The following is a 24598-nucleotide window of genomic DNA, read 5'->3' as shown; positions in this document are numbered from 1 at the left end:
GACCGCGGTCAGACCGCCGAGAGCTCTGCCTCGTCGCGGGCCGGGGTCTGCGCGGGCCCGGCGGAGCGCTCGCGCAGGCTCAGGGCCAGGCGCAGCACGGAGATCCACACCAGGCAGGAGCCGAGCATGTGGGCGGCGACCAGGGCCTCGGGCAGCGAGGTGAAGAACTGCACGTAGCCGATGGCGCCCTGGGCGAGCAGCACGACCAGCAGGTCGCGGGCGCGCGCCCGGGTGTCGGCGGGCGCGTCGACCACCCGCAGCACCAGCCACATCGCGACGCCCAGCGCGCACACCAGCCAGGCGGCGATCGCGTGGACGTGGGCGGTGGCCGCCCAGTCGAACGGCATCCGCTTGATCTCGCTCTTGTCGCCGGCGTGCGGCCCGGAGCCGGTCACGACGGTGCCCGCCGCGATCAGCACCAGGGTGGTGGCGATCAGCGCCCACGACAGCTTGCGCACCGGGCCCGGCACGCGCGGGCGGGGGGCGCCGTCACCCTCGCGGGTGCGCTGCCAGGTGATCGTGGTGACCGCGAGCAGGGTGGTGGCCAGCAGGAAGTGCCCGGCCACGCTGTACGGGTTGAGGCCCGTCAGCACGGTGATGCCGCCGAGGACGGCGTTGCCCATGACGAGGGCGAACTGGGTCCAGCCGAGCCTGGTCAGCGAGCGCCGCCAGGGCTTGGCGGAGCGGGCCGTGAGGATCACGGCGCCGACCGCGGCGCAGAGCACGTACGTGAGCATCCGGTTGCCGAACTCGACGGCACCGTGGAAGCCCTGCGCCTCGGTCACGATCAGGCTGTCGTCCGTGCACTTGGGCCAGGTGTCGCAGCCGAGACCGGAACCGGTCAGCCGCACCGCACCGCCGGTGATGACGATGACCACGCTCATCAGGACCGCGATCGCGGCGGCACGCTGGACGATCCGGGGTGACGGGGTCCAGCGGGCGGCGAGGTATGCGAATGGGTTCAACACGGCGCCTATCGTATGCGCCGCCTTGTGCAAACTTTCACGAGGGGGTGGGTGCGGGTGCGTCGGGCCCGACGACCAGGCGGAACCTCGCCCCGGCCGGGTCGCCCTCCTCGTGCCACCACACCCTCACCCGCCACAGGGCCGAGTCGCCGGGGTACTGCGGGGAGGCCATGAAACCCCGTACCACCTCCGTCCCCACCTCCTCGGCTGTGCGCTGCCGCACCTGTGCCGAGCCCCGCCAGGGGGCGGGCGCCACGCTCCACAGCCCGTCGGCGCCGCGTACCTCGACCCGCCACACCGCGCGCCAGGGGGTGACCTCCAGCATGGTGGCGACCTGTTCGGCGTCCAGCCCCAGCCGGGCGGCGACGTCCTCCTCGGACGCGCCCTGGATCCGGGCGCCGACCACCGCCTGCGGCAGCAGCCGCTCGGGCAGCAGCCCGCCGGCCCGCAGCCCGGCCAGGGAGTCGAACGACAGGTAGCGCAGCCGCAGCTCCAGCTGGCGGCCGATGTGGTCCAGGGCCTCCTCCGCCTCCTGGGCCTCCTCGGGCCCGGGGGAGGCGAGCAGCAGCCGGCGGAACCCGGCCTCGGCGTCCACCGCCCAGGCGACCGCGTCGGCGGCGAAGCCCAGCTCCGCCAGGCGGTCCCCGAGGAACACCTTGGCCTGCGCGAGCCCGCGCCGGTTGACCGGGTCGTCCTGGTCGAGCCCGGCCCAGACCTCGACGGCGGCCCGGGTCAGGTCACGGGCGCGCTCGCCGGCCGCCCGTTCCATGGCGGTCGGGCCCTCCTCCGCGGCCTCGCCGAGCGGATGCCGGGGCAGCCGGGCCGGGTCGCTCAGCGGCCAGGCCAGCCAGACCCCCTGGTTGATCAGCCCCCGGGCGTACCACCGGGCGTACTCGGGCGCGTGCCCCGCGGCCTGCTGCGCGTGCCGCAGGCCCTCCTCGATGGCGGCCAGCGCCCCCGCCCGGTCCCCGGCGGCGAACCGGCGCCCGGCGAGGTCGCCGAGGCGCAGCCCCAGCCGGGCCGCGCACTCGGGGTCGGTCCGGGCGGGCTCGCGCAGTGCCCCGATCAACTCGCCGAGCAGCCGGTCCGCCTCGCCGGGATCCGCCTGCGCGGCCCCCGAACGGATCCGCGCCCACTGCCCGTCCAGCCGTAGTACGGCCTCCCGCTGCCCCATGCCCGTCGTCCCCCGGCGTCGCCCGTCCGCTGTCCGTGGAGGTGGTCAGCCTCCCGCATGCCCAACGACCGGGGGCGGTGATTCACTCCCGCCGGACGGATCGCCGGGCGGAGAGCCGCGTCACTCCGGCGCCGGCAGCGCCCCTACTCCCAGCGGAACCACTTCGCGGCCGCGCCCAGCCCCAGGACCGCCCAGCCGGCCAGGACCGCCACGTCGCCCAGCGGGACCGCGGCCCCGTGCTGGAGCACCTCGCGCAGCCCGTCGGACAGCGCCGAGACGGGCAGCAGCCCGAGGACGTCGCGCACCGCGCCGGGGAACTTCTCCAGCGGCACGATCACCCCGCCGCCGACCAGCAGCAGCAGGAACACCAGGTTGGCGGCGGCCAGCGTCACCTCGGCCTTGAGGGTGCCCGCCATCAGCAGGCCCAGCCCGGAGAAGGCGGCGGTGCCCAGCAGGACCAGGGCAGCCACCGAGAGCGGGTTCCCGTGCGGGGACCAGCCCAGCGCGAGGGCGATCACCGTCAGCAGGGCGATCTGGAGCACCTCGGTGACCAGCACCGACAGCGTCTTGGCGGCCATCAGCGCCCAGCGGGGCAGCGGGGAGGCCCCGAGCCGCTTGAGGACGCCGTAGCGGCGGTCGAAGCCGGTGGCGATGGCCTGGCCGGTGAAGGCGGTGGACATCGCGGCCAGCGCCAGGACGCCCGGCGCGAGGAAGTCCACGGACTTCTGCCCCGCGCCCGCTTCAACGGGCACGGTCACGATGTCGACCACGGAGAACAGGGTCAGCAGCAGCGCCGGGATGATCACGGTGAGCAGCAGCTGCTCCCCGTTGCGCAGCAGCATCCGGGTCTCCAGCGCGGTCTGGGCCCAGATCATGCGGGAGACCGGCGCGGCCCCCGGCCGGGGGGTGAACGTACCGGCGCTCATGCGCGCAGCTCCTTACCGGTCAGTTCGAGGAAGACGTCCTCGAGGGTGTGCCGTTCCACCGTGAGGCTGCTGGGCATCACCCCGTGCTGGGCGCACCAGGAGGTGACGGTGGCCAGCAGCTGCGGGTCCACGTCGCCGGTCACCCGGTAGGAGCCCGGGGTGAGCTCGGCGGCCTGGGTGCCGTCCGGGAGGGCCTTGAGCAGGGAGGCGAGGTCGAGGGAGGGGCGGCCGGAGAAGCGCAGGGTGTTCTCGGCGCCGCCGCGGCACAGCTGCTCGGGGCTGCCGTGGGCGATGACCCGGCCGGCGTCGACGACGGCCACCTCGTCGGCGAGCTGCTCGGCCTCGTCCATGTGGTGGGTGGTGAGCACGACGGCGACCCCGTCGGCGCGCAGCTCCCGTACGAGGTCCCAGGTGGCGCGCCGGGCCTGCGGGTCGAGGCCGGCGGTGGGCTCGTCCAGGAAGACCAGCTCGGGGCGGCCGACGACGGCCATGGCCAGGGAGAGCCGCTGCTGCTGGCCTCCGGAGAGCCGGCGGTAGGGGGTGCGGCCGCAGCCGCCGAGGCCGAGGCGTTCGACCAGGGCGTCGACGTCCAGCGGGTCGGCGTACAGCTTCGCCATGTGGCGCAGCATCTCGACGGCGCGGGCACCGGAGTAGACGCCGCCGGACTGGAGCATCACGCCGATCCGCGGGCGCAGGGCCTCCGCCCGGGCGACGGGGTCGAGGCCCAGGACGCGGACGGTGCCTGCGTCGGGGCGCCGGTAGCCCTCGCAGGTCTCGATCGTGGTGGTCTTGCCCGCGCCGTTGGGGCCGAGGACGGCGGTGACCGCGCCCCCGGGGACGGTGAGGTCCAGGCCGTCGACGGCCGTCTTCGATCCGTACCGTTTCACCAGTCCGCGGATTTCCACGGCGGGGTCGTTGCTCATGCGGGTGAGTCTACGGAGCGGCGGGGGCGCCCACGGGCGTCGGGGGAAGGTTCCCCCGCCCCGTGCATCGCCGCTGGCCAGGGGCGGCGGAGGCGGGCCCTTCCGATCACTCTCCGTGGAGAGATTAGGTAACCCTTAGTGATGGACGACACCAGCAGTGGCGTCCGTCACGGCTTGTCGGGGCTCCGGTAATTACGCAACAATGGCGTTGTGAAATACGGCGAACGGACGAGCGAGGCCCCCCAGGGGGAGCTCGCGACCGGAGAGCGGTCAACCCGCAACCGGGTCGCGAGGTCCATCCTGGACCACGGTCCCTCCACCGTCGCCGACCTCGCGCAGCGTCTCGGCCTCACCCAGGCCGCCGTCCGCCGCCACCTCGACACGCTCGTCGCCGACGACGTGGTCGCAGCCCGTGAGCAGCGCGTGTACGGCGCACGCACGCGGGGCCGGCCCGCCAAGGTCTTCGCCCTCACCGACTGCGGGCGCGACGCCTTCGACCAGTCCTACGACACGCTCGCCGCGGACGCCCTGCGCTGGATCGCGCAGTCCGTCGGCGGCGGGGAGAAGGGCGAGGCGGCCGTCGCCGCCTTCGCCCGGGCGAGGATGGCCTCACAGGCGGAGGCCTACCGGGAAGCCGTCGAGGCCGCCCCACCCGAGGGCCGCACCGAGGCCCTCGCGAAGGCGTTGACCGCGGACGGGTACGCTGCTACGGCGAAGAGCGCTCCCGGTCCGCACAGCGGTGAACAGCTCTGTCAGCACCACTGCCCGGTCGCACACGTCGCCGAGCAGTTCCCGCAGCTCTGCGAGGCGGAGACCGAGGTCTTCTCCCGCCTGCTCGGGACGCATGTGCAGCGCCTCGCCACGATCGCCCACGGCGACGGGGTGTGCACCACGTTCATTCCGCGAAGCGCCACACAGACCGACACATCAGCATCTGCAAGTACGGCCGGGAGGAACCCCGCATGACCACGGAGACTGCTCACCCTGAGCTCGATGGCCTGGGCACCTACGAATACGGCTGGGCCGACTCCGACGCGGCCGGCGCCGCTGCCAAGCGGGGTCTGTCCGAGGAGGTCGTCCGCGACATCTCGGCGAAGAAGTCCGAGCCGGAGTGGATGCTGAACCTCCGCCTCAAGGGCCTCAAGCTGTTCGACAAGAAGCCCATGCCGAAGTGGGGCTCGGACCTCTCGGGCATCGACTTCGACAACATCAAGTACTTCGTGCGTTCCACCGAGAAGCAGGCCGAGTCCTGGGAGGACCTGCCGGAGGACATCAAGAACACGTACGACAAGCTCGGCATCCCGGAGGCGGAGAAGCAGCGCCTCGTCGCCGGTGTCGCGGCCCAGTACGAGTCCGAGGTCGTCTACCACCAGATCCGCGAGGACCTGGAGCAGCAGGGCGTCATCTTCCTCGACACCGACACCGCGCTCAAGGAGCACCCGGAGCTCTTCCAGGAGTACTTCGGCACGGTCATCCCGGTCGGCGACAACAAGTTCGCCTCGCTGAACACCGCCGTGTGGTCGGGCGGCTCCTTCATCTACGTCCCCAAGGGTGTCCACGTGGACATCCCGCTCCAGGCCTACTTCCGCATCAACACGGAGAACATGGGCCAGTTCGAGCGGACGCTGATCATCGTCGACGAGGACGCCTACGTCCACTACGTCGAGGGCTGCACCGCCCCGATCTACTCCTCGGACTCGCTGCACAGCGCCGTGGTCGAGATCATCGTCAAGAAGGGCGGCCGCTGCCGCTACACGACCATCCAGAACTGGTCCAACAACGTCTACAACCTGGTCACCAAGCGCGCCGTGGCGTACGAGGGCGCGACCATGGAGTGGATCGACGGCAACATCGGTTCCAAGGTCACCATGAAGTACCCGGCCGTCTACCTGATGGGCGAGCACGCCAAGGGCGAGACCCTGTCCATCGCCTTCGCGGGCGAGGGCCAGCACCAGGACGCCGGCTCCAAGATGGTCCACATGGCGCCGAACACCTCCTCGAACATCGTCTCGAAGTCGGTGGCACGGGGCGGCGGCCGTACCTCGTACCGAGGCCTCGTCGAGATCGGCGAGGGCGCCCACGGCTCCAAGTCCAACGTGCTGTGCGATGCGCTCCTGGTCGACACCATCTCCCGCTCGGACACCTACCCCTACGTCGACGTCCGCGAGGACGACGTGACGATGGGCCACGAGGCCACCGTCTCCAAGGTCTCCGACGACCAGCTCTTCTACCTCATGCAGCGCGGCCTCACCGAGTTCGAGGCCATGGCGATGATCGTGCGCGGCTTCGTCGAGCCGATCGCCAAGGAGCTGCCGATGGAGTACGCGCTGGAGCTGAACCGGCTGATCGAGCTGCAGATGGAGGGCTCGGTCGGTTAGTCCCGGCCGCCCCGTCCACCCGCAGCACATTCTTTGACGTAGGAAGAGAGCAGAACGACAGCCATGGCTGAGGCTCAGAACATTCCGGCGGGCTCCACCACCGCCGGCGCGATCGCGGTGGCCGCCGAGTCCACCGTCGCCACCCGGATGAGCGCGCCCCCGTCCTTCGACGTGGCCGACTTCCCGGTCCCGCACGGCCGCGAGGAGGAGTGGCGGTTCACCCCGCTCGCCCGCCTCAAGGGCCTGCACGACGGCACCGCGGTCGCCAACGGAACCATGAAGGCCCAGATCGACGCCCCCGAGGGCGTCACGGTCGAGTCCGTCGAGCGCGACGACGAGCGGATCGGCAAGGCCGGCACCCCCGTCGACCGCGTCGCCGCCCAGGCCTTCTCCTCGTTCGCCAAGGCCACGGTCGTCACCGTGCCCAAGGAGACCGTGCTCGCCGAGCCCATCCGGGTCGCCCTGCACGGTGAGGGCGGCACGACCTTCGGGCACACCGTCTTCGACATCAAGCCGTTCTCCGAGGCGATCATCGTGATCGACCACACCGGTGACGGCGTGCGCGCCGCCAACGTCGACGTCCTGGTCGGCGACGGCGCCAAGGTGACCTTCGTGTCCGTCCAGGACTGGGACGACACCGCGGTCCACACCTCGCAGCACAACGCCCTCATCGGCCGCGACGCGAGCTTCAAGTCCGTCGTCGTGACCTTCGGCGGCGACCTCGTCCGCCTGCACCCGCGCGTCACCTACGCGGGCCCCGGCGGCGAGGCCGAGATGCTCGGCCTGTACTTCACGGACGCCGGCCAGCACCAGGAGCACCGCCTCCTGGTCACCCACGACGCCCCGCACTGCAAGTCCAACGTGGTCTACAAGGGCGCGCTCCAGGGCCAGGACGCCCACGCGGTCTGGATCGGCGACGTCCTCATCGAGAAGTCCGCCGAGGGCACCGACACCTACGAGATGAACCGCAACCTCGTCCTGACGGACGGCGCGCGCGTCGACTCGGTGCCGAACCTCGAGATCGAGACGGGCGAGATCGTCGGCGCCGGCCACGCCTCGGCGACCGGCCGCTTCGACGACGAACAGCTCTTCTACCTCCAGGCCCGCGGCATCCCGGCCGACGAGGCCCGCCGCCTGGTCGTGCGCGGCTTCTTCGCCGAGCTCGTCCAGCAGATCGGTGTCGAGGACATCGAGGAGCGCCTGATCGCGAAGATCGAGGCCGAGCTGGCGGCGGCCGTCTGATGACGTACGTCAAGGCCTGTGCGCTGAGCGAGCTGGAGGAGAACACCCCCAAGCGGGTGGAACTCGACGGCACGCCGGTGTCCATCGTCTCCACCGAGGGGGAGGTGTTCGCGATCAACGACATCTGCTCGCACGCGAACGTCTCGCTCTCGGAGGGTGAGGTCGAGGACTGCATGATCGAGTGCTGGCTGCACGGGTCGGCCTTCGACCTGCGCACCGGCAAGCCCTCCGGTCTGCCCGCGACGCGCCCCGTCCCCGTTTACCCCGTCAAGATCGAAGGGGACGACGTGCTCGTCTCCCTCACCCAGGAGTCCTGAGGTACCCATGGCAACGCTTGAAATCCACGACCTGCACGTCACCGTCGAGGCCGAGAACGGCGCCCGCGAGATCCTCAAGGGCGTCGACCTGACGGTCAAGCAGGGTGAGACGCACGCCATCATGGGCCCCAACGGCTCCGGCAAGTCCACTCTGGCGTACTCCCTCGCCGGTCACCCGAAGTACACCATCACCGGTGGCACCGTGACCCTCGACGGCGAGGACGTCCTGGAGATGTCCGTCGACGAGCGCGCCCGCGCCGGCGTCTTCCTCGCCATGCAGTACCCGGTCGAGGTCCCCGGCGTCTCGGTCTCCAACTTCCTGCGCACCTCCGCCACCGCCATCCGCGGCGAGGCCCCCAAGCTGCGCACCTGGGTGAAGGAGGTCAAGTCCGCCATGGAGCAGCTCCAGATGGACCCGGCCTTCGCCGAGCGCAACGTCAACGAGGGCTTCTCCGGCGGTGAGAAGAAGCGCCACGAGATCCTTCAGCTGGAGCTCCTCAAGCCGAAGATCGCGATCCTCGACGAGACCGACTCCGGCCTCGACGTCGACGCCCTGCGCATCGTCTCCGAGGGCGTCAACCGCGTCCGCGAGACCGGTGAGGTCGGCACCCTGCTGATCACCCACTACACGCGCATCCTGCGCTACATCAAGCCCGACTTCGTGCACGTGTTCGCGAACGGCCGCATCGCCGAGTCCGGCGGCGCCGAGCTCGCCGACCAGCTGGAGAACGAGGGCTACGACAAGTACGTGAAGGGTGGCGCGACCGCGTGACACAGCTGCCTGGCCTCCTCGACATCGAGGCGATCCGCAAGGACTTCCCCCTGCTGGATCGTGTGGTCCACGACGGGAAGAAGATCGTTTACCTGGACAACGCGGCGACTTCGCAGAAGCCGCGCCAGGTGCTCGACGCGCTGAACGAGTACTACGAGCAGCACAACGCCAACGTCCACCGCGGCGTGCACGTGCTCGCCGAGGAGGCCACGGCGCTGTACGAGGGCGCCCGCGACAAGGTCGCCGCCTTCATCAACGCGCCGAGCCGCGACGAGGTGATCTTCACCAAGAACGCCTCGGAGTCGCTCAACCTGGTCGCGAACATGCTCGGCTGGGCCGACGAGCCCTACCGGGTCGACCGCGACACCGAGATCGCCATCACGGAGATGGAGCACCACTCCAACATCGTGCCGTGGCAGCTGCTCGCGCAGCGCACGGGCGCGAAGCTGAAGTGGTTCGGCCTCACCGACGACGGCCGCCTCGACCTGTCCAACATCGAAGAGGTCATCACGGAGAAGACGAAGATCGTCTCCTTCACGCTGGTCTCCAACATCCTGGGCACGGTCAACCCGGTCGACGCGATCGTCCGGCGGGCGCAGGAGGTCGGCGCGCTGGTGCTGATCGACGCCTCGCAGGCCGCTCCCCACATGCCGCTGGACGTGCAGGCGCTGGGTGCCGACTTCGTGGCCTTTACCGGCCACAAGATGTGCGGCCCGACCGGCATCGGCGTCCTGTGGGGCCGCCAGGAGCTCCTGGAGGACCTGCCCCCGTTCCTCGGCGGCGGCGAGATGATCGAGACCGTCTCGATGCACTCCTCCACGTACGCCCCGGCTCCCCACAAGTTCGAGGCGGGCACGCCCCCGATCGCCCAGGCCGTCGGCCTCGGCGCGGCCGTGGACTACCTGACCGCGATCGGCATGGACAAGATCGCGGCGCACGAGCACGCGATCACCGAGTACGCCGTCAAGCGCCTCCAGGAGGTGCCCGACCTGCGGATCATCGGCCCCACCACGGCCGAGGACCGCGGCGCCGCGATCTCCTTCGTACTCGGCGACATCCACCCGCACGACGTGGGCCAGGTCCTCGACGAGCAGGGCATCGCGGTCCGCGTGGGACACCACTGCGCGCGCCCGGTCTGCCTGCGCTACGGAATTCCGGCGACCACGCGGGCGTCTTTCTACCTGTACTCCTCTCCCGCCGATGTCGACGCGCTGATCGACGGGCTGGAGCACGTACGGAACTTCTTCGGCTGACGAAGGCGATGAGGACGAGGACGCTGTGAAGCTGGATTCGATGTACCAGGAACTGATCCTGGACCACTACAAGCACCCGCACGGGCGTGGCCTGCGCGACGGTGACGCCGAGGTGCACCACGTCAACCCGACGTGCGGCGACGAGATCACCCTGCGCGTGAAGTACGACGGGGAGACGCTCACCGACGTCTCCTACGAGGGCCAGGGCTGCTCCATCAGCCAGGCCAGCGCGTCCGTGCTGAACGAGCTGCTGGTCGGCAAGCAGCTGACCGAGGCGCAGAAGATCCAGGCCGTGTTCCTGGAGCTGATGCAGTCCAAGGGCAAGATCGAGCCGGACGAGGAGATGGAGGAGGTGCTGGAGGACGCGGTCGCGTTCGCCGGCGTCTCCAAGTATCCGGCGCGCGTGAAGTGTGCTCTGCTGAGCTGGATGGCGTGGAAGGACGCGACCGCCCAGGTACTGGGCGACGCGGAGAGGAAGACGGCATGACCGAGAACGCGACGCCCGAGGCGTCGATCAAGCCGGCCACCGAGGAGGAGGTCCGCGAGGCCCTCTACGACGTGGTCGACCCCGAGCTGGGCATCGACGTCGTCAACCTGGGCCTGATCTACGGCATCCACATCGACGACGCGAACATCGCCACGCTCGACATGACCCTGACCTCGGCGGCCTGCCCGCTGACGGACGTCATCGAGGACCAGGCGAAGTCGGCGACGGAGGGCATCGTCAACGAACTGCGCATCAACTGGGTCTGGATGCCCCCGTGGGGCCCGGACAAGATCACGGACGACGGCCGTGAGCAGCTGCGCGCGCTCGGCTTCAACGTCTGACCCGCGCGGTCACAGGAGGGCCCCCGGCACGGTCGTGCCGGGGGCCCTCCCTGTTCTTCCGGCGGACGGACGGTGTGCACCGGAAGTTGGCCGGCGTGGCCGAATCTTCTCGACGGTCGTCACGGTGTGACGCCGCCGTGAGGGAGAGGATCGCCACCTTGAAGAAGCAGCTCGGTATCGCGAGTACCGCGGGAATCGCCGCACTGATCGTCGCCGCGACGGTCATGCCCGCGCACGCGGTCACCTACGGGACCCCCACCATCTCGCTGTCCGCCGGCTACCTGTCGGGGTCGGTCAACGGGGTCGGCGACCAGACCGTCAACGTCACCGTCGGGCAGAGCGGCGCCGACGCCTCCGCCCTGACCGTCAGCGCTTCCGCCTCCACCAACGCCTCCGTCGCCGGCACCGGCGACATCACGGTCACCGGCACCGGGGCCGTGCGCCGGCTGGCCGTCACCGCCCACGGCCGCGGCTACACCAACCTGACGGTCAAGGTCACCGGGCTCGGCGGCAAGACCGCCACCAAGACCCTCTCCTACGCCGCCTCCGCCGCCGTCCAGAACCCGGCCGACGCCCGCTACTTCAGCGGCGCGTCGGACTCCTCGGCCGCCGTGGACGTCGGCGGCGGCTTCACCGTGGTCGCCGACGACGAGAGCAACGTGCTGCGCCTGTACGACCGTTCCCGCTCCGACGCCCCCGTGCGGACCTGGGACTTCAGCTCGCAGCTCGGCGTCACCAAGGAGGTGGACATCGAGGGCGCCACCCGGATCGGCGACACCGTCTACTGGACCGGATCGCTCGGCAACAACAAGGACGGCGAGTACAAGGCCCCCCGCAACACCGTGTTCACCACCACCGTCAGCGGCTCCGGCCCGGCCACGCAGCTCGCGTACGGGCGCTCGTACAAGCACCTGCGCGAGGACCTCGTCGCCTGGGACCAGGCGCACGGCGACCACTACGGCTTCGCGGCGGGCACGGCGGCGGGCCAGGCGCCCAAGCAGATCGACGGGTTCAACGTGGAGGGCCTGGAGTTCGCCCCCGGCTCGACCACCACCGCCTACGTGGGCTTCCGCGCCCCGCTCGCCCCCGCGGTGCCCGGCGGCAAGGCGCTCCTGGTCCCCGTCACCAACTTCGACAAGGTCCTCGCCAACGGGTCCGCGGCCGTCCTCGGCTCCGCCGTCGAACTGGACCTCGGCGGCCTGTCCGTCCGCGACATCCGCAAGAACGCGCAGGACCAGTACCTGATCCTGGCCGGGTCCTGGGCCGCCGACGACAACTCCGACCCGTACGCCCTCTACCAGTGGGACGGGATCGCCGGCCACGCCCCGGTCAAGCGGGCCGACCTGCCGACCACCGACCCGGGCGGCTGGGAGGCCATCGTCGAGGTCCCGGACCTGTCGGTGCCCGGCGCGCGCGTCCAGCTGATCACGGACAACGGCTCCGCCGACCTCTACGGGGACGGCATCGAGGCCAAGGACCTCACGCACCCGGAGTGGAAGAAGTCCCGCGCCGCCTGGTTCACGCTGAACTGACCCGCGCTCAGGCCGGCCCGGCCGGCCGCGGATCCGTCGCCAGGGCCTCCGCGAGGTGCTCGCGGCGGATCCGCCGGTCCACGTAGAGCAGTCCGGCCGGCAGCTGCGGGAACGCCGGCAGCAGCACCAGCGCCGACAGGGCCCCCGGCAGCCCGAGCCACAGCAGCAGCCCGTACGCCGCAGCACCCGTGAACACCACCGCCGGGGCCGTCACGGCCAGGGTCCGCCACCACGCGCCGCGCACCAGGTGCGCCGAGCGCCGCAGCGCCGCCACCGGCCCGAGCCCCTCGTACCCGGCGGCGGTCGGGGCCAGGGCGGCCAGCACCCCGAGCCACAGCGCGACGGGGAGCAGGGGGAGCACCGCCAGGGGCGGCACCCCCAGCGCGAGCAGCGCCGCGAGGGGTCCCGCCGCGGCCAGCAGGGCCAGCAGCTGGGCGCCGAGCACCGCCGGGGTGCGGGGCAGCGCGGCGCGCAGCAGCCCCGGCGCGGTCACGGGGCGGCCGAGCACCGCCGGGCGCAGCAGGGCCGCGATCAGGGCGGTGGCCAGCGCGCAGGTGAAGAGCAGGAACAGGCCCGCCGCCGGGAACAGGGTCCACACGAAGATCCGGCTGCCCGACTCGGGGCTGAGCGAGGCCAGCGTGGCCGCGCCGGCCGCCGCGGTGACCAGCAGCCCGGCCATCAGCTGCCCCAGCAGCAGCGCGCCGCACAGCGTGCCGCCGTAGCGGCGCAGGGCGGCGAGGGCGCCGCCGAGGATGTCCGAGGTCCCCAGCGGGCGCAGGGGCACGACCCCCGGCCCCGGGCGGTGGGGAGGCAGCCAGCCGCCGCCCCGGTGGGTCCCCTGCTGCATCGCCATGAGCGGCCCCCTGTCCCCTGAGTGGGGACACCGTAGCTCCGATGCGGGCCGGTGTCCCGGGGGCTGCGTGTGTACATGTGTACGCATCGATGCGTACAGTCGTACGCATGCCGTACGTACTGCTTGCCCTGGCCATAGCTTCCGAGGTCGCCGGAACCACCGCGATGAAGTACAGCGAGGGCTTCACCAGGCTGTGGCCCTCGCTGGGCACCCTGCTGGGCTACGCCATCGCCTTCACCCTGCTCGCCCAGACCCTCAAGTCGATGTCGGTGGGCACGGCGTACGCGATCTGGGCCGGGGTCGGCACCGCCGCCATCGCCGCGATCGGCATGGTGTTCCTGGGCGAGGCCGCCACCGCCGCGAAGATCGGCGGGATCGCGCTGGTCATCGGCGGGGTGGTCCTGCTCAACCTGGGCGGGGCGACCCACTGATGGCCGCCCCGGTGCGCCGGTACGACCCCGGGCGCAGGCAACGGATCATCGACGCCGCGATCCGGGTGGTCGGGGCCAAGGGGATCGCCGGGCTGAGCCACCGCAGCGTGGCGGCGGAGGCGGACGTACCGCTGGGCTCGACCACGTACCACTTCAAGACCCTGGACGATCTGCTGGTGGCGGCCCTGCGGCAGGCCAACGAGGCGTACGCGCCCGCGCTGGTGCTGCGCCCCGGCGAGGACCTGGCCGGGGCGCTGGCCCGCCTGCTGGGGGAGCTGCTGGGCGCCGACCGGGGCCGGGCGGAGCTGGAGTACGAGCTCTACCTGGAGGCCCTGCGCCGGCCCGCACTGCGGCCGGTCGCCGCCGAGTGGTGCGAGGCGGTGGCCGAGGCCCTGGCCGGCCACACCGACCCGGTCACGGCGCGGGCCCTGGTGGCGGTGATGGACGGCATCAGCCTCCAGGTCCTCCTGACGGGCGCGGCGTACGAGGAGCCGTACGCCCGCGGGATCCTGGCCCGGGTGCTGTCCGGCTGAACGCGGCGCCGCCGCCCGTAAATCCAGCCCCGCCGGCGGCCCCCGACCCCGCTACCCCGCGGAGCGAACCGCCGCCAGCGCAGCGGACACGCTCGCCTCGATGTCCCGGACCGGATAGAACACCTCGCGCACCATCCGCTCCCGGTCCACCACCAGCGTCAGCCGCTTGATCCGGCTCACCCCCGCCGCGCGGAACGTCGGCAGCCGCAGGGCCGTGACCAGCCCCAGGTCCGCGTCCGACAGCAGCGGGAACCGCAGCCGCTCCTGCTCCGCGAACTCCCGCTGCTCGTCCGGCCGCTGAGTCGAGACCCCGTGCACGGTGGCGCCGGCGGCGGTGAACTCCGCGAGCTGGTCGCGGAAGGTGCACGACTCCAGCGTGCAGCCCCGCGCGCCCGGGATCCCGCCCCAGCCGGGCGGGTAGGACTCGGCGCGGGCGTACGCGCCGGGGAAGCAGTACAGGACGGTGAACGGAGTGTCCGCCACCGGGTCGCGGAGCTCCCCGCCGTGGTCCGGCAGCAGCAGCTCCGGCAGCCGGGTGCCGCGCAGCGCGTGGACCCGTGCCGCCTCCTTCGAGGACTCGTCGGTCGTGGCGGTCATCTCTCCCTCTCCCAGGACCCAGGTGTCACCCCAGTCCTGGAGGGCCACCAGGACCGGCAGCAGCCCCCGCCCGCGCGGGGTCAGCCGGTACTCGTGCCGCACCGGGCGCTCCTGGTACGGCTCGCGCGTCAGCACCCCGGCCTCGACCAGCAGCTTCAGCCGCTCGGCGAGCACCTTCCGGGACACCCCTAGCTCCCGCTGGAGCTCCTCGAAGCGGTACAGCCCGCGCGCGGTGTCGCGCACGATCAGCAGCGTCCACCAGTCGCCCACGACGTCGAGGGCCTGGGCGATGGAGCAGTCCGCGTCACCGAGGTGCGTGCGCTGGGCCATGGGAACTCCTTTGTCCGTTGACCCCAGGCTGTCATGCTGACATAGTCCGTTCCCAAAAGGAACTGACTGGTCGCGACAAGGGGGACACGGGTGTGCTGCAGGGGTTCAAGGACGTACCGAGGGTTGTGTGGCTGCTGGCTGCGGGGGTGTTCGTCAACGCCGTCGTCAGCTTCACCTTCGTCTTCGTCTTCCTCTACCTGACCGGCCCGCGCGGCCTCGGCGCCGCCCAGGCCGGCGTGGTCACCGGCATCGGCGGCATCGGCTTGGTGGCGGGGAACTTCACCGGCGGCTGGTACGGCGACCGCTTCGGCCACCGCCGGGTGCTGCTCGCCGCCTCCGCCCTCGGCGGGCTCGTCCTGATGGCCCTCCCGCTGCTGGCGACGCCGCTGCTGTACGCCGCCCTGCCGCTGGCCCAATACGCCTCCGGGGTGGTGCGGGCGGCCAACTCCGCGCTGGTGGCCGTCACCGTCCCCGAGGGGGCCCGCCGGCAGGCCTACGCCGTCGTGCGGTGCGTGTCCAACGGCGGCTTCACCCTCGGCCCGCCGCTGGGGGCCCTGGTCGCGGCCGGGCTCTCGTACGACTGGCTCTTCCTCGGCGACGGCCTCGGCACCCTGTTCTTCGCCCTCTGGACCGCCCGCGTCGTCCCGGCGCGCGGCGCCTCCCGCACCCCCGCCGCGGCCCCGGACGAGGCCCGCGGCCGCGGCGGGGTGTGGGCCGCACTGCGGGCGAGGCCCGCCGTCCTGGTGCTGCTCGGCGCGATCCTCGTCACGGACACCGTCTACCGGCAGCAGTACTTCACCTTCCCGGTCTTCCTCGCCGACCACGGCCTCGACGTACGCGCCTTCGGGCTGGTCATCGCCCTCAACGGGGCCGTGATCCTGCTGCTGGAACTGCCCGCCGCCGTCGCCCTGCGGGCCCGGCCGCCGCTCGCGGTCACCGGCACCGGGCTGGTCCTGGTCGGCGCCGGGTACGCGGCGCTGGTGGCCGGTGCGGGCGCGGTGACCGCTGCCGCCATGATGGTGCTGGTCAGCCTCGGCGAGATCCTCTACAAGACCACCGCCACCGCCTACGTCGCCGACCAGGCCCCCGCCCACGCCGTCGGGCGGTTCCAGAGCCTGTACGCCGGCGTCTCGGTCAGCGGGACCGTCCTCGCCCCGCCGGCCGGCGGCGCCCTGTACGCGGCGGCCCCCTGGCTGCTCTGGCCGCTGTGCGCGGCGCTCGCCGCCGGGGCGGGGGTGACCTTGATCCGGCTCTCGGCGCGCCAGGGACGGTCCTCCCCGGCGGCCGCCGGGGAGGACCCCCGGGGCGTGTCCGCAGCGCCGGCCACGACACGAACCTCGCCCGGCACATGAGACCGGTTCGCGGCCGCGGCCCGTCGCCGGTTAGGTTTCGGGCATGACTGCTACGCGTACCACCGGCGCCGTCGCCGCCGGACTTGCCACCCTCGCCGCCGACGGCACCGTCCTCGACACCTGGTTCCCCGCCCCCGAGCTCTCCGCCGAGCCCGGCCCGGCCGGCACCGAGCGCCTCACCGCCGAGCAGGCCGTGGAGCTCCTCGGCGCCGCCGCGGCCAAGGCCGTCCGCTCGGACGCGGTCCGCGGGGTCGAGGTCGTAGCCGTCCGCACCGTGATCGCCTCCCTCGAGGACAAGCCGCTCGACGCGCACGACGCGTACCTGCGCCTGCACCTGCTCAGCCACCGCCTGGTCAAGCCGCACGGCCAGAACCTGGACGGCGTCTTCGGCCTCCTGGCCAACGTGGCCTGGACCTCGCTGGGCCCGGTCCCCGTCGACCAGGTCGAGACCGTCCGGCTGAACGCGCGCGCCGAGGGCCTGCACCTCCAGGTCACCTCGATCGACAAGTTCCCCCGCATGACCGACTACGTCGCCCCCAAGGGCGTGCGCATCGCCGACGCCGACCGCGTCCGCCTTGGCGCGCACCTCGCCGAGGGCACCACCGTGATGCACGAGGGCTTCGTCAACTTCAACGCCGGCACCCTGGGCACCTCCATGGTCGAGGGCCGCATCTCGGCGGGCGTCGTCGTCGGCGACGGCTCCGACATCGGCGGCGGCGCGTCCACCATGGGCACCCTCTCGGGCGGCGGCAAGCAGATCATCTCGATCGGCGAGCGCACCCTGATCGGCGCCGAGGCGGGCATCGGCATCGCGCTGGGCAACGAGTGCGTGGTCGAGGCCGGCCTCTACGTCACCGCCGGCACCCGGGTGACCCTCCCGGACGGCCAGATCGTCAAGGCCCTGGAGCTCTCCGGCGCCGACAACATCCTCTTCCGCCGCAACTCGGTCACCGGCGCCGTCGAGGCCCGCCCGTACAAGGCGAACTGGGGCGGCCTCAACGAGGTCCTGCACAGCCACAACTGATCCGCCGGGGTCTCGCGGCCCCGTCCGTCAGCGCCGAGTGCCCTCCCGGTCCGCCGGGAGGGCACTCGTGCGTCCGTCCGCCGTCAGGGCTGCAGGGTCCAGCGGCGTGAGGGGTGGCTGTCGCAGGTGAACTGGACGAGCTCGCGGTTGTTGTCGCTCGCGGTGCCCCCGGCGACGGTGGCGCACTTGTCGGTCTGCTGGTTGACGATCTGGTAGGACGCTCCGTCCCAGTTGGCGAGGCGCCAGCGGCGCGAGGGGTCCGAGTCGCAGTCGAACTGGACCAGCTTCAGGTTGTTCTCGGTGGACGTCCCGCCCGCGACGGTCATGCACTTGGCCGTCTTCCGGTTGACGATCTGGTACGACTCGCCGTCCCAGTTGGTGATGAGCCAGCGGCGCGAGCGGTCCGCGTCGCAGGTGAACTGCACGAGCGGCACGTTGTTGTCGATCGAGGTCCCGCCCGCGACGGTGGCGCACTTGTCGGTCTGCCGGTTGACGATCTGGAAGATGCCTTGTATCGGCCCTGCCGGCGTGCCGGCCGCCGCCGGCCGCGCCATCGCGGGAGCGGGCAGCAGCATGAGTCCTCCGGCGGCGCAGACGGCGGAGGACGTCAGGAAACGGCGTGCCCGAGTGTTCTTGCGCATGGGGATGCTCCCTCCAGCACGGGGGAGGAGATGGGAAAAGGGGGCGGGGGCGCATGAACGGCGGTCGGCTCCACGCTCGCTCCGGCGCCGCGGGGGCGGGCCGCCGGCGGGCTGCCCGTCACGGTGCGGCCTCCCCTCCCACTATCGGCGTAGCCGACCGGGGCCGCAACCGAGGGTCCGGCCCGGTGTTCAGCCCTGCGGGAAGGAACGCACCAGCCCGGCGAACGCCTGCTGCTCCGCCGGCGTCAGCTCCACCGATTCCATCGGGTGCGTGGCCGCCGTGCGCTGGGACGGGATGACCGGCAGGCCCTCGTAGGCGTCCGGCTCCGGGTGGTGGAAGCGGATGTCCCACAGCATGTGGCTCAGGCCGAGCACCCAGACGAGGGCGGCCACGAACAGGACGGCGAGGCCGATTTCCTGGGCGGGGGAGATGGAGGGGAACACACGGCCTCCAGGATGCGGGCGGTGCAACGTACAACAGGGACAAGATCGGGCGTGAGGGACACTCAACACCACAACCGGCCGATATGGGCAGCGGTGTGTCCAGCGTCACGCCAGGGCCGAAAGCCCCCAACCTCCCGGGCCCCCCGGGCAGGGGTCCGCTCAGGGCTCCAGGCGCAGCTTGAAGCCCTCGTGGCTGCGGGCGTAGCCGAGCCGTTCGTAGAAGCGGTGCGCGTCCGCGCGCCTCTTGTTGCTGGTCAGCTGGACCAGGGCGCAGCCGCGTGCGCGGGCCCGCTCCGCGGCCAGCTGCATCAGCTCCGCGCCCAGGCCCCCGCCGCGCCGGTCGGCGCGGATGCGTACGGCCTCCACCAGTGCCCGCTCCCGGCCGCCCTGGCCCAGACCCGGGACGTACGTCAGCTGGAGGCAGCCGAGGACCGCCTCCCCGTCCGTCAGGACCAGCACCTCGTTGCGCGGGTCCGCTTCGATGGCGGCGAAGGCCCGCTCGTGCGCCTCGCCGACCGTGACCGAGGCCGGATCGGTGACCCGCCCCTCGTCGGCCAGCAGGGCGAGTACGGCGGGCAGGTCCTGGCGGGTGGCGGTACGGAAGATCATGGGCCGGAGTGTGGCAGAGGGGCCCGGCCGTGGCGGCGGCCGGGCCCCTCCTCGCGGGTGTTACGGGCGGAAGCGCAGCACCTGCGGGTCGTGGTCGCTGTTCTGGGCCGAGAACTCGGCGTTGATGTGCACACTGTCGTACGCGTAGTTCTTGACCGCCGGGCTGACCAGGATCTGGTCCAGCACCTGCGCGTTGCCCTGGTAGACGTAGGAGTAACGTTCCGCCTTCGGCAGCGACTTGATCGCCGAGAACAGGGCCCCGCCGTCCTCCAGCGCCTTCGCCGTGTTCGAGAACTCGAAGTCGTTGATGTCGCCGAGGGCGAGGACGTCCGCGTTCTTGTCGGTCGCGAGGATCTGCTTGACGAAGGTGTTCACCGCCTGCGCCTGGAGCAGCCGCTTGGCCTCGGACGAGCGCACCGGAGGCTGGTGCTGCGAGGTCAGGCCCTCGTCGCCGCCCTTGGAGCTGAAGTGGTTGGCGATCACGAAGACCGTGCGGCCGCGGAAGACGAACTCGCCGGCCAGCGGCTTGCGGCTGTCGGCCCACGCCGGGTTCGCCGGGTCGATCCGGCCGGGGGAGTGGGTCAGGGCGGCCTTGCCGTTCTCCTTCGTCACGCCGGTCGCGGTCAGCGCGTCGCCCGCCGCGCGGTCGGTGAAGGAGACCCGGGCGGGGTTGAAGAGGAACACCTGGCGGATGTTGCCGCCGGGCTCGCCGCCGTCCTTGTTGTTCTCCGGGCTGATGGACCGCCACTGGTAGGCCGGGCCGCCCGCCGCGACGATGGCCGCGGTGAACTTCTTGATGGTCTCCTCGGCCGAGACGGTCCCGTCGTTCTTGGCGCCGTTGTCGTCCTGGATCTCCTCCAGGGCCACGATGTCGGGCGAGGCCAGGTTCTGGACGACCGCCTTGGCCAGGTTGTCGAACTTCTCCTGCGGGTCGGACGGGTCGAGGTTCTCCACGTTGTACGTGGCCACCGCGAGCTCGCCCGGCTGCTGGGCCTTGGTCTTCTCGGGGGCGAGGGTGCCCGCCTTGACCGTGCCGAGCGTGCGGGCCACCAGGGTGTAGCCGCCGAACTGGTTGAAGTCCAGGGGGCCCTCGGTGGTGCCGGTCAGCCTGTCGCCGACGTTGGCCACCGGGAACGGCTGCTGCGCGAGCGGCGCGAGCTGCTGGACCTGGAGGCGGCCGGTGTTCTGGGACTCGTACGAGCCGTAGAGCGTGCCGCCGCGCTTGAGGGTGTTCTCCCAGCCCTTGACCGTCACCCACATCTCCGCGTGCGGGTCGGTGGCGCCGACCACGCGCGAGTTGCCTATGCGGACGTTCATGCCCTCCAGGGACTCGTAGTAGTCCAGGGCGTAGCGCGAGGGCTCCAGCGCCAGGCCGTTGATGCTGCCGGCGGCGGCCGGGTCGCCCGCCGGGGCGTACTCCGCCGGGACGGAGTACTCGTCGATGGCGGTGGCCTCGGGCAGCGCGTTGCCGGAGGAGAGCACGGTCACGGTGGGCTTGGCGATCTGGGTGACCGACTGGTTGCCGGAGGAGGCCCCGCCGGGGACGTACTCCCCGACCGTGCCCGAGACCTTGACGGCGTCGCCGACGGCCACGGTCGGGACGGAGCCGGTGAAGACGAAGACGCCCTCGCTGGTGGCGGGGTTGTCGTCGGCGTCGGGGTCCTGGATCCAGAAACCGCGCGAGCCGTAGGTGCGCACTCCCGTGACGATGCCCTGCACGTCGGCGACGGCCTTGCCGTTGAGCGGCGATATCCGGGTGGTGCCCTGGATGTCGTGGATGCGTACCGGATCGGCGGACACGGCGCCTTCGGCCGCGTCGGCCGTGCCCGCGAGCAGGCCGGAGGCCAGCGCGGCGGCGACGAGGGCGGCGACGGCGGCGGAACGAGGATGCGATGAGCGCATGTGAGGGAACTCCGGTGTGTGGAGGAAGAAGCGGGGGGTGGGATTTGACGGTCCCTTAACGTCTACGCGCGTCAATGTCCTGCGTGACCAGCAAAGTTGTCAAGGTCTCCAGGAAATACGACAGCTGACTGTGGGATGAACTGACGGTTCCGCTCCGCCGGGGGAGCTGCGGATGCGTCTACGCTGGGTCGCCGCACCCGGTCTGACGGTCCTTCCGTGACCGCCTCCGGCCACTGCGGTTGCGTTCCGCTCCGTTCCGCTCGTCCGTTCCGCTCGTCCGTTCCGTTCCGTTCCACTCCGTCCAATTCGCTCCGTCCTGATTCGCCCCGCCCGTCCCGCGCGCGCCCGTCCGAGGAGAACCACCCCATGTCCGCAGAGCCGCACTCCACGCTGCCGCCGGTACGGCTGCACTCCGATGCGGAGCTGGCCCGCGACGCCCTCGTCGCCCCGCTGTTCGCCCGAGCCGTACGCCTGGCCCGCTGGGCCGGACCCGGCACCCGCGTCGACGTGGGCGGCGAACTCGTCGCCGACCAGCTGCCGGCGGCCGCCGAGGTGCTCGGCCTCGATCCCGCCGACGAGGACTCCCCGGCCCACGCGAGCCAGGCCTGGCGGGTGGCCGTGGACACCGGCCTGGTCGACGTGACGGAGCCGGAGGAGGACGGCGGGGACGGCGCGGACGGCGCCGAACCCGAGTACGGCACGGCCGCCCCCGGCGAGGACCTCCCGCTGCTGGCCACAGGCGCACCCGCCGACGTGCTCGACCTGTGGCTGGCGGCCCTGGACACGGTCCTCGCGGACGCCGCCGTGCCCGACCTGGACGACCTGGTCGACGCCATGGACGCGGGCGGCGACATCGACTTCGACCGGCTCGACTGGAACCCGCAGCGCGAGGCGGACTTCCTCGACGGGGTGCTCGCCAGCCTCTACCTGCTCAGCGTCTCCGAGGGCGCCCCGGCTGACGGCCGGGTGCCGCTGCCCGTGCTCGCCGCCTCGATGATCATGTCGGACGACATGGGGGAGCCGTCCGACGCCGTCCTGGAGCAGGTCTCGGACGCGATGATGCGTCTGGACGACCAGTTCCGGCAGCTGGAGCCGATCGGGCTGGTCGACTACCAGCCCGTCGACGAGGCCCTGATGGCGGAGGCCGACGACCTCGCCGACGACCTCGCCGACGCCGGCGGCCCGAGCAGGGCGGAGGAGGAAGAGGACATCACCCGCTACGGGATGGTCCGCCTGACCCCGCTCGGGCTGTACGGGATCCGCGCCCGCATGCTGGAGGCCGGGGTCGAGGCTCCCGCCATCGGGGAGCTGGCGGGCAAGGGGGCCGACGCGCTGCTCGACGCCGTGTCCTACTACCCCGAGGACGCCGCGCAGGCCGAGATCGAACAGTGGCTGGCCGGGCGGGACCTGCCCGAGGCCGCCGCCGAACTGCTGGCCGCCGCCCGCGGCGACGACGAGGCCGCGCCGCTGCGCCGGCTGCGCTGCCAGCAGGCCCTCATCCCCGCCGGGCCGGAGGCCGAACCGGCGGTGCGGGCCGTGCTGGACGACGCGCAGCTGGGCGGCCTGGCCCGGGTCTGGCTGGCGGAGCACGGGGCGGCGGACGTGCCGGCCCCGGACCAGGAGATGGTGTTCTGGCTGACGGTGGACACCATCGCGGCGCAGCTCGCCGCCGACGGGGAGACCGAGGAGCTGCCCCTGCTGATGCGGAGCCTGACGGAGCACCATGCCGGCTTCTTCGACCAGGTGTGGCGGGTCGAGCACCCCGCGACGGCCCACGTGCTGGAGGCCGTGGGGCGGCTGCATCCGGACAAGAAGGCCGCGAAGGAGGCCCGGAAGGCCGCGTTCAAGGCCCGGTCCCGCCGGTCCTGACCCGGGACGGGCCGGGTGCAGGCCCGGGGGAGGCCGGGCGGAGGAGGGACGAGCGCCGGGCGGCGGGCCTGGGCGGGGGCCGCAACAAGCCTTTCCTCTGGCCGGAGTTCGCCATTCCGGCCGGCGGCAAGGGGCCGGTCCGCGTTCGCGGGTAGTTCAGCCGCCGTTCACGTGCGGCCGGGAGCGTGTGCGCCGACGACCGTACGTCAGGCGCACCACCTCCCCACCCCAGGAGACCCGATGCCCCTCAGCCGCAGAGACTTCACCGCCCGCACCGCCCTCGCCGGTGCGGGCGTCGCCCTCACCGGAACGGTGGCCGCCCTCGCCACCGCCCCCGGGGCACTGGCCGCAGACGACCCGGGTCCCGGCGCGGCCGACGCGGCGCAGGGGCACGGCCGCCCGGGCGTCCCCGGCTACGGCCCGCTCCTGCCGGACCCGGCCGGACTGCTCGCGCTGCCCGCCGGGTTCGGCTACCGCGTCATCACCCGCAGCGGTGTCACCACCCTCGAATCGGGTGAGAGCACCCCCTCCAACCACGACGGCACCGCCGCCTTCGAGGGGGCCCGCGGCGTCACCCTCCTCGTCAACAACCACGAGCTGAAGGGGCCGCGGGCGGCCTGGGCCCACCCCGTCCCGCTGACCGAAGGGCTCGTCTACGACCCGGCCGCGTCCGGCGGCTGCACGGTCGTCGAGGTCCGCCGCGGCGGCGAGGTCGCCGAATGGGTGGGCATCGCCGGCACCTCGACCAACTGCGCGGGCGGAGCCACCCCGTGGGGCACCTGGCTGACCTGCGAGGAGACCGAGGACCTGGCCGGCAAGAACGGCATGACCAAGGACCACGGCTACGTCTTCGAGGTGGACCCCCACGACCGCCGGGCCAACCGCGACCCGCGGCCCGTCAAGGCCTTCGGGCGGTACGCGCACGAGGCCGTCGTCATCGACCCGCGCCAGGGCCACGCCTACCTGACCGAGGACGCCTCCGGCCCCAACGGGCTGCTCTACCGCTGGACCCCGCCGCAGGGCTTCCGGCACGGGCGCGGGCGGCTGCGCACGCTCGCCGACGGTGCCGGGGTGCTGGCGGCCGCCAAGTGCTTCGACAAGGCGGGGCAGTTCGTGGACGACCTCTCGCGCGCCACCAAGACCGGGACCGTGTACGGGGTCGACTGGGTGGAGGTCACCGACCGCGACGCGCGGAGCCTGTCGGTGCGCAAGCAGTTCGCGGCGGGCGCCGTCACGCGGGCGCGCAAGCTGGAGGGCATGTGGTGGGCCGACGGCGGCGCCTACTTCGTCTCCTCCTACGCGCGAGAGGAGAGCCCGGGTGCCGCGCACGACGGGCAGGTGTGGTTCTACGACCCCAAGCGGCGCACGATCCGCCTCGTCGTCCTCATCGGGGTGAACGCCGACCCCGGGGCCGAGGGCGGCTACGACGGCCCCGACAACATCACCGTCTCCCCGTACGGGGGCCTGGTCATCGCCGAGGACGGCAACGGGCTGCAGCACCTGCTCGGGGCCACCGAGTCGGGCCGCGTCTACCCGCTGGCGCGCAACGAGCTGAACATCGGCACGCCCGAGAAGCCCGAGTACTCGGAGTTCACCGGGGTCTGCTTCTCCCCGGACGGGCGCACCCTGTACGCCAACATCCAGGAGCCGGGCATCATGCTGGCGATCACCGGGCCGTGGCGGCGCTCCCCGCGCTGACCGGG

General features: G+C 72.3%; 25 protein-coding genes. 15 read left to right on the top strand and 10 right to left on the bottom strand.

Annotated elements, in window-relative coordinates; all coding sequences use genetic code 11:
• Positions 1 to 8: 8 nt before the first annotated feature.
• From BX286_RS10100 to BX286_RS10085, 4 genes are all read right to left on the bottom strand, one after another.
• Positions 9 to 998: a heme A synthase gene (locus tag BX286_RS10100; RefSeq protein ID WP_185117259.1), complete on the bottom strand. Its 990-nt coding sequence runs from the start codon at positions 996 to 998 to the stop codon at positions 9 to 11.
• Between the two features lie 4 nt (positions 999 to 1002).
• Positions 1003 to 2139 (bottom strand): hypothetical protein, encoded by a 1137-nt coding sequence (locus tag BX286_RS10095; RefSeq protein WP_079425687.1) that lies wholly within the window; start codon positions 2137 to 2139, stop codon positions 1003 to 1005.
• Positions 2140 to 2282: 143 nt separating this feature from the next.
• Positions 2283 to 3065 carry an ABC transporter permease gene (locus BX286_RS10090; RefSeq protein WP_121014873.1) on the bottom strand — a complete coding sequence of 261 codons (783 nt, stop codon included), beginning with the start codon at positions 3063 to 3065 and terminating at the stop codon, positions 2283 to 2285.
• A complete protein-coding gene (locus BX286_RS10085; protein WP_079425683.1) occupies positions 3062 to 3988 on the bottom strand; it encodes an ABC transporter ATP-binding protein in 927 nt (308 codons plus the stop codon). Before BX286_RS10085 ends, BX286_RS10090 begins: the two co-directional genes overlap by 4 nt.
• Before the next feature lie 210 nt (positions 3989 to 4198).
• Between BX286_RS10085 and BX286_RS10080 the strand changes: the two genes are divergently transcribed.
• The 9 genes from BX286_RS10080 to BX286_RS10040 all read left to right on the top strand — a co-directional run bounded on the left by BX286_RS10080 (position 4199) and on the right by BX286_RS10040 (position 12310).
• Positions 4199 to 4954 (top strand): metalloregulator ArsR/SmtB family transcription factor, encoded by a 756-nt coding sequence (locus BX286_RS10080; RefSeq protein ID WP_079425681.1) that lies wholly within the window; start codon positions 4199 to 4201, stop codon positions 4952 to 4954.
• The gene (gene sufB, locus BX286_RS10075; RefSeq protein ID WP_079425679.1) at positions 4951 to 6366 is read left to right on the top strand and encodes a Fe-S cluster assembly protein SufB; all 1416 of its coding nucleotides are present in this window, start codon (positions 4951 to 4953) and stop codon (positions 6364 to 6366) included. Before BX286_RS10080 ends, sufB begins: the two co-directional genes overlap by 4 nt.
• A 63-nt stretch (positions 6367 to 6429) precedes the next feature.
• Positions 6430 to 7608, top strand: a complete 1179-nt coding sequence (gene sufD, locus BX286_RS10070) for a Fe-S cluster assembly protein SufD (protein WP_079425678.1) — start codon at positions 6430 to 6432, stop codon at positions 7606 to 7608.
• Positions 7608 to 7925 (top strand): bifunctional 3-phenylpropionate/cinnamic acid dioxygenase ferredoxin subunit, encoded by a 318-nt coding sequence (locus BX286_RS10065; RefSeq protein ID WP_042820167.1) that lies wholly within the window; start codon positions 7608 to 7610, stop codon positions 7923 to 7925. Before sufD ends, BX286_RS10065 begins: the two co-directional genes overlap by 1 nt.
• A 7-nt stretch (positions 7926 to 7932) precedes the next feature.
• Complete coding sequence (gene sufC, locus BX286_RS10060) at positions 7933 to 8697, top strand: Fe-S cluster assembly ATPase SufC (protein WP_079425676.1); 765 nt, start codon at positions 7933 to 7935, stop codon at positions 8695 to 8697.
• Positions 8694 to 9950, top strand: coding sequence for a cysteine desulfurase (locus BX286_RS10055; RefSeq protein ID WP_079425674.1), 1257 nt, complete (start codon positions 8694 to 8696; stop codon positions 9948 to 9950). Before sufC ends, BX286_RS10055 begins: the two co-directional genes overlap by 4 nt.
• A 25-nt stretch (positions 9951 to 9975) precedes the next feature.
• On the top strand, positions 9976 to 10437 hold the full coding sequence (sufU, locus tag BX286_RS10050; protein ID WP_100863872.1) for a Fe-S cluster assembly sulfur transfer protein SufU: 462 nt from the start codon (positions 9976 to 9978) through the stop codon (positions 10435 to 10437).
• On the top strand, positions 10434 to 10778 hold the full coding sequence (locus BX286_RS10045) for a metal-sulfur cluster assembly factor (RefSeq protein WP_007263433.1): 345 nt from the start codon (positions 10434 to 10436) through the stop codon (positions 10776 to 10778). Before sufU ends, BX286_RS10045 begins: the two co-directional genes overlap by 4 nt.
• A 224-nt stretch (positions 10779 to 11002) precedes the next feature.
• Positions 11003 to 12310, top strand: coding sequence for a DUF3616 domain-containing protein (locus BX286_RS10040; protein ID WP_107502388.1), 1308 nt, complete (start codon positions 11003 to 11005; stop codon positions 12308 to 12310).
• A gap of 7 nt (positions 12311 to 12317) precedes the next feature.
• Here the strand turns inward: BX286_RS10040 and BX286_RS10035 are convergent, their stop codons facing one another.
• Positions 12318 to 13163 carry a hypothetical protein gene (locus BX286_RS10035; protein WP_079425670.1) on the bottom strand — a complete coding sequence of 282 codons (846 nt, stop codon included), beginning with the start codon at positions 13161 to 13163 and terminating at the stop codon, positions 12318 to 12320.
• A gap of 107 nt (positions 13164 to 13270) precedes the next feature.
• On the opposite strand from BX286_RS10035, the gene BX286_RS10030 reads away from it, so the two are divergent.
• On the top strand, positions 13271 to 13594 hold the full coding sequence (locus BX286_RS10030) for a multidrug efflux SMR transporter (protein WP_079425669.1): 324 nt from the start codon (positions 13271 to 13273) through the stop codon (positions 13592 to 13594).
• Positions 13594 to 14127: a TetR/AcrR family transcriptional regulator gene (locus BX286_RS10025; RefSeq protein WP_079425667.1), complete on the top strand. Its 534-nt coding sequence runs from the start codon at positions 13594 to 13596 to the stop codon at positions 14125 to 14127. The genes BX286_RS10030 and BX286_RS10025 overlap by 1 nt, the downstream gene beginning before the upstream one ends.
• Before the next feature lie 51 nt (positions 14128 to 14178).
• Here BX286_RS10025 and BX286_RS10020 read toward each other — a convergent pair whose 3' ends face one another.
• The gene (locus BX286_RS10020) at positions 14179 to 15054 is read right to left on the bottom strand and encodes a winged helix-turn-helix transcriptional regulator (RefSeq protein WP_079425665.1); all 876 of its coding nucleotides are present in this window, start codon (positions 15052 to 15054) and stop codon (positions 14179 to 14181) included.
• Positions 15055 to 15149: 95 nt separating this feature from the next.
• Between BX286_RS10020 and BX286_RS10015 the strand changes: the two genes are divergently transcribed.
• Positions 15150 to 16406: an MFS transporter gene (locus BX286_RS10015; RefSeq protein ID WP_398898878.1), complete on the top strand. Its 1257-nt coding sequence runs from the start codon at positions 15150 to 15152 to the stop codon at positions 16404 to 16406.
• Positions 16407 to 16449: 43 nt separating this feature from the next.
• Positions 16450 to 17430, top strand: a complete 981-nt coding sequence (dapD, locus tag BX286_RS10010) for a 2,3,4,5-tetrahydropyridine-2,6-dicarboxylate N-succinyltransferase (protein WP_079425661.1) — start codon at positions 16450 to 16452, stop codon at positions 17428 to 17430.
• 83 nt (positions 17431 to 17513) lie between these two features.
• Here the strand turns inward: dapD and BX286_RS10005 are convergent, their stop codons facing one another.
• From BX286_RS10005 to BX286_RS09990, 4 genes are all read right to left on the bottom strand, one after another.
• Entirely contained in the window at positions 17514 to 18071 is a 558-nt protein-coding gene (locus BX286_RS10005) for an RICIN domain-containing protein (RefSeq protein ID WP_079425659.1), read from the bottom strand.
• Positions 18072 to 18260: 189 nt separating this feature from the next.
• Entirely contained in the window at positions 18261 to 18515 is a 255-nt protein-coding gene (locus BX286_RS10000; RefSeq protein WP_079425657.1) for a hypothetical protein, read from the bottom strand.
• 159 nt (positions 18516 to 18674) lie between these two features.
• Entirely contained in the window at positions 18675 to 19124 is a 450-nt protein-coding gene (locus BX286_RS09995; protein ID WP_100863878.1) for a GNAT family N-acetyltransferase, read from the bottom strand.
• 60 nt (positions 19125 to 19184) lie between these two features.
• The gene (locus BX286_RS09990; RefSeq protein WP_079425654.1) at positions 19185 to 21026 is read right to left on the bottom strand and encodes an endonuclease/exonuclease/phosphatase family protein; all 1842 of its coding nucleotides are present in this window, start codon (positions 21024 to 21026) and stop codon (positions 19185 to 19187) included.
• Between the two features lie 366 nt (positions 21027 to 21392).
• Between BX286_RS09990 and BX286_RS09985 the strand changes: the two genes are divergently transcribed.
• Together BX286_RS09985 and BX286_RS09980 are read left to right on the top strand one after the other, a co-directional pair.
• Positions 21393 to 22895 carry a hypothetical protein gene (locus BX286_RS09985; protein WP_100863879.1) on the top strand — a complete coding sequence of 501 codons (1503 nt, stop codon included), beginning with the start codon at positions 21393 to 21395 and terminating at the stop codon, positions 22893 to 22895.
• Positions 22896 to 23135: 240 nt separating this feature from the next.
• On the top strand, positions 23136 to 24593 hold the full coding sequence (locus tag BX286_RS09980) for an alkaline phosphatase PhoX (RefSeq protein WP_121014871.1): 1458 nt from the start codon (positions 23136 to 23138) through the stop codon (positions 24591 to 24593).
• The last annotated feature ends 5 nt before the right edge of the window (positions 24594 to 24598 follow it).

Source organism: Streptomyces sp. 3211.6, from assembly GCF_003634815.1.
GTDB lineage: Bacteria > Actinomycetota > Actinomycetes > Streptomycetales > Streptomycetaceae > Streptomyces > Streptomyces katrae_A.
The sequence above is the reverse complement of the archived record's forward strand: the minus strand, read 5'-3'. Positions and strand labels throughout refer to the sequence as shown.

Excerpts from the sequence above, each read along its gene's own strand:
- BX286_RS10095 (WP_079425687.1), bottom strand. The coding sequence starts at position 2,139 with ATGGGGCAGCGGGAGGCCGTACTACGGCTGGACGGGCAGTGGGCGCGG.
- BX286_RS10090 (WP_121014873.1), bottom strand. The coding sequence starts at position 3,065 with ATGAGCGCCGGTACGTTCACCCCCCGGCCGGGGGCCGCGCCGGTCTCC.
- BX286_RS10085 (WP_079425683.1), bottom strand. The coding sequence starts at position 3,988 with ATGAGCAACGACCCCGCCGTGGAAATCCGCGGACTGGTGAAACGGTAC.
- sufB (WP_079425679.1), top strand. The coding sequence starts at position 4,951 with ATGACCACGGAGACTGCTCACCCTGAGCTCGATGGCCTGGGCACCTAC.
- sufD (WP_079425678.1), top strand. The coding sequence starts at position 6,430 with ATGGCTGAGGCTCAGAACATTCCGGCGGGCTCCACCACCGCCGGCGCG.
- BX286_RS10065 (WP_042820167.1), top strand. The coding sequence starts at position 7,608 with ATGACGTACGTCAAGGCCTGTGCGCTGAGCGAGCTGGAGGAGAACACC.
- sufC (WP_079425676.1), top strand. The coding sequence starts at position 7,933 with ATGGCAACGCTTGAAATCCACGACCTGCACGTCACCGTCGAGGCCGAG.
- BX286_RS10045 (WP_007263433.1), top strand. The coding sequence starts at position 10,434 with ATGACCGAGAACGCGACGCCCGAGGCGTCGATCAAGCCGGCCACCGAG.
- BX286_RS10040 (WP_107502388.1), top strand. The coding sequence starts at position 11,003 with ATGCCCGCGCACGCGGTCACCTACGGGACCCCCACCATCTCGCTGTCC.
- BX286_RS10035 (WP_079425670.1), bottom strand. The coding sequence starts at position 13,163 with ATGGCGATGCAGCAGGGGACCCACCGGGGCGGCGGCTGGCTGCCTCCC.
- BX286_RS10030 (WP_079425669.1), top strand. The coding sequence starts at position 13,271 with ATGCCGTACGTACTGCTTGCCCTGGCCATAGCTTCCGAGGTCGCCGGA.
- BX286_RS10025 (WP_079425667.1), top strand. The coding sequence starts at position 13,594 with ATGGCCGCCCCGGTGCGCCGGTACGACCCCGGGCGCAGGCAACGGATC.
- BX286_RS10020 (WP_079425665.1), bottom strand. The coding sequence starts at position 15,054 with ATGGCCCAGCGCACGCACCTCGGTGACGCGGACTGCTCCATCGCCCAG.
- dapD (WP_079425661.1), top strand. The coding sequence starts at position 16,450 with ATGACTGCTACGCGTACCACCGGCGCCGTCGCCGCCGGACTTGCCACC.
- BX286_RS10005 (WP_079425659.1), bottom strand. The coding sequence starts at position 18,071 with ATGCGCAAGAACACTCGGGCACGCCGTTTCCTGACGTCCTCCGCCGTC.
- BX286_RS09995 (WP_100863878.1), bottom strand. The coding sequence starts at position 19,124 with ATGATCTTCCGTACCGCCACCCGCCAGGACCTGCCCGCCGTACTCGCC.
- BX286_RS09990 (WP_079425654.1), bottom strand. The coding sequence starts at position 21,026 with ATGCGCTCATCGCATCCTCGTTCCGCCGCCGTCGCCGCCCTCGTCGCC.
- BX286_RS09985 (WP_100863879.1), top strand. The coding sequence starts at position 21,393 with ATGTCCGCAGAGCCGCACTCCACGCTGCCGCCGGTACGGCTGCACTCC.
- BX286_RS09980 (WP_121014871.1), top strand. The coding sequence starts at position 23,136 with ATGCCCCTCAGCCGCAGAGACTTCACCGCCCGCACCGCCCTCGCCGGT.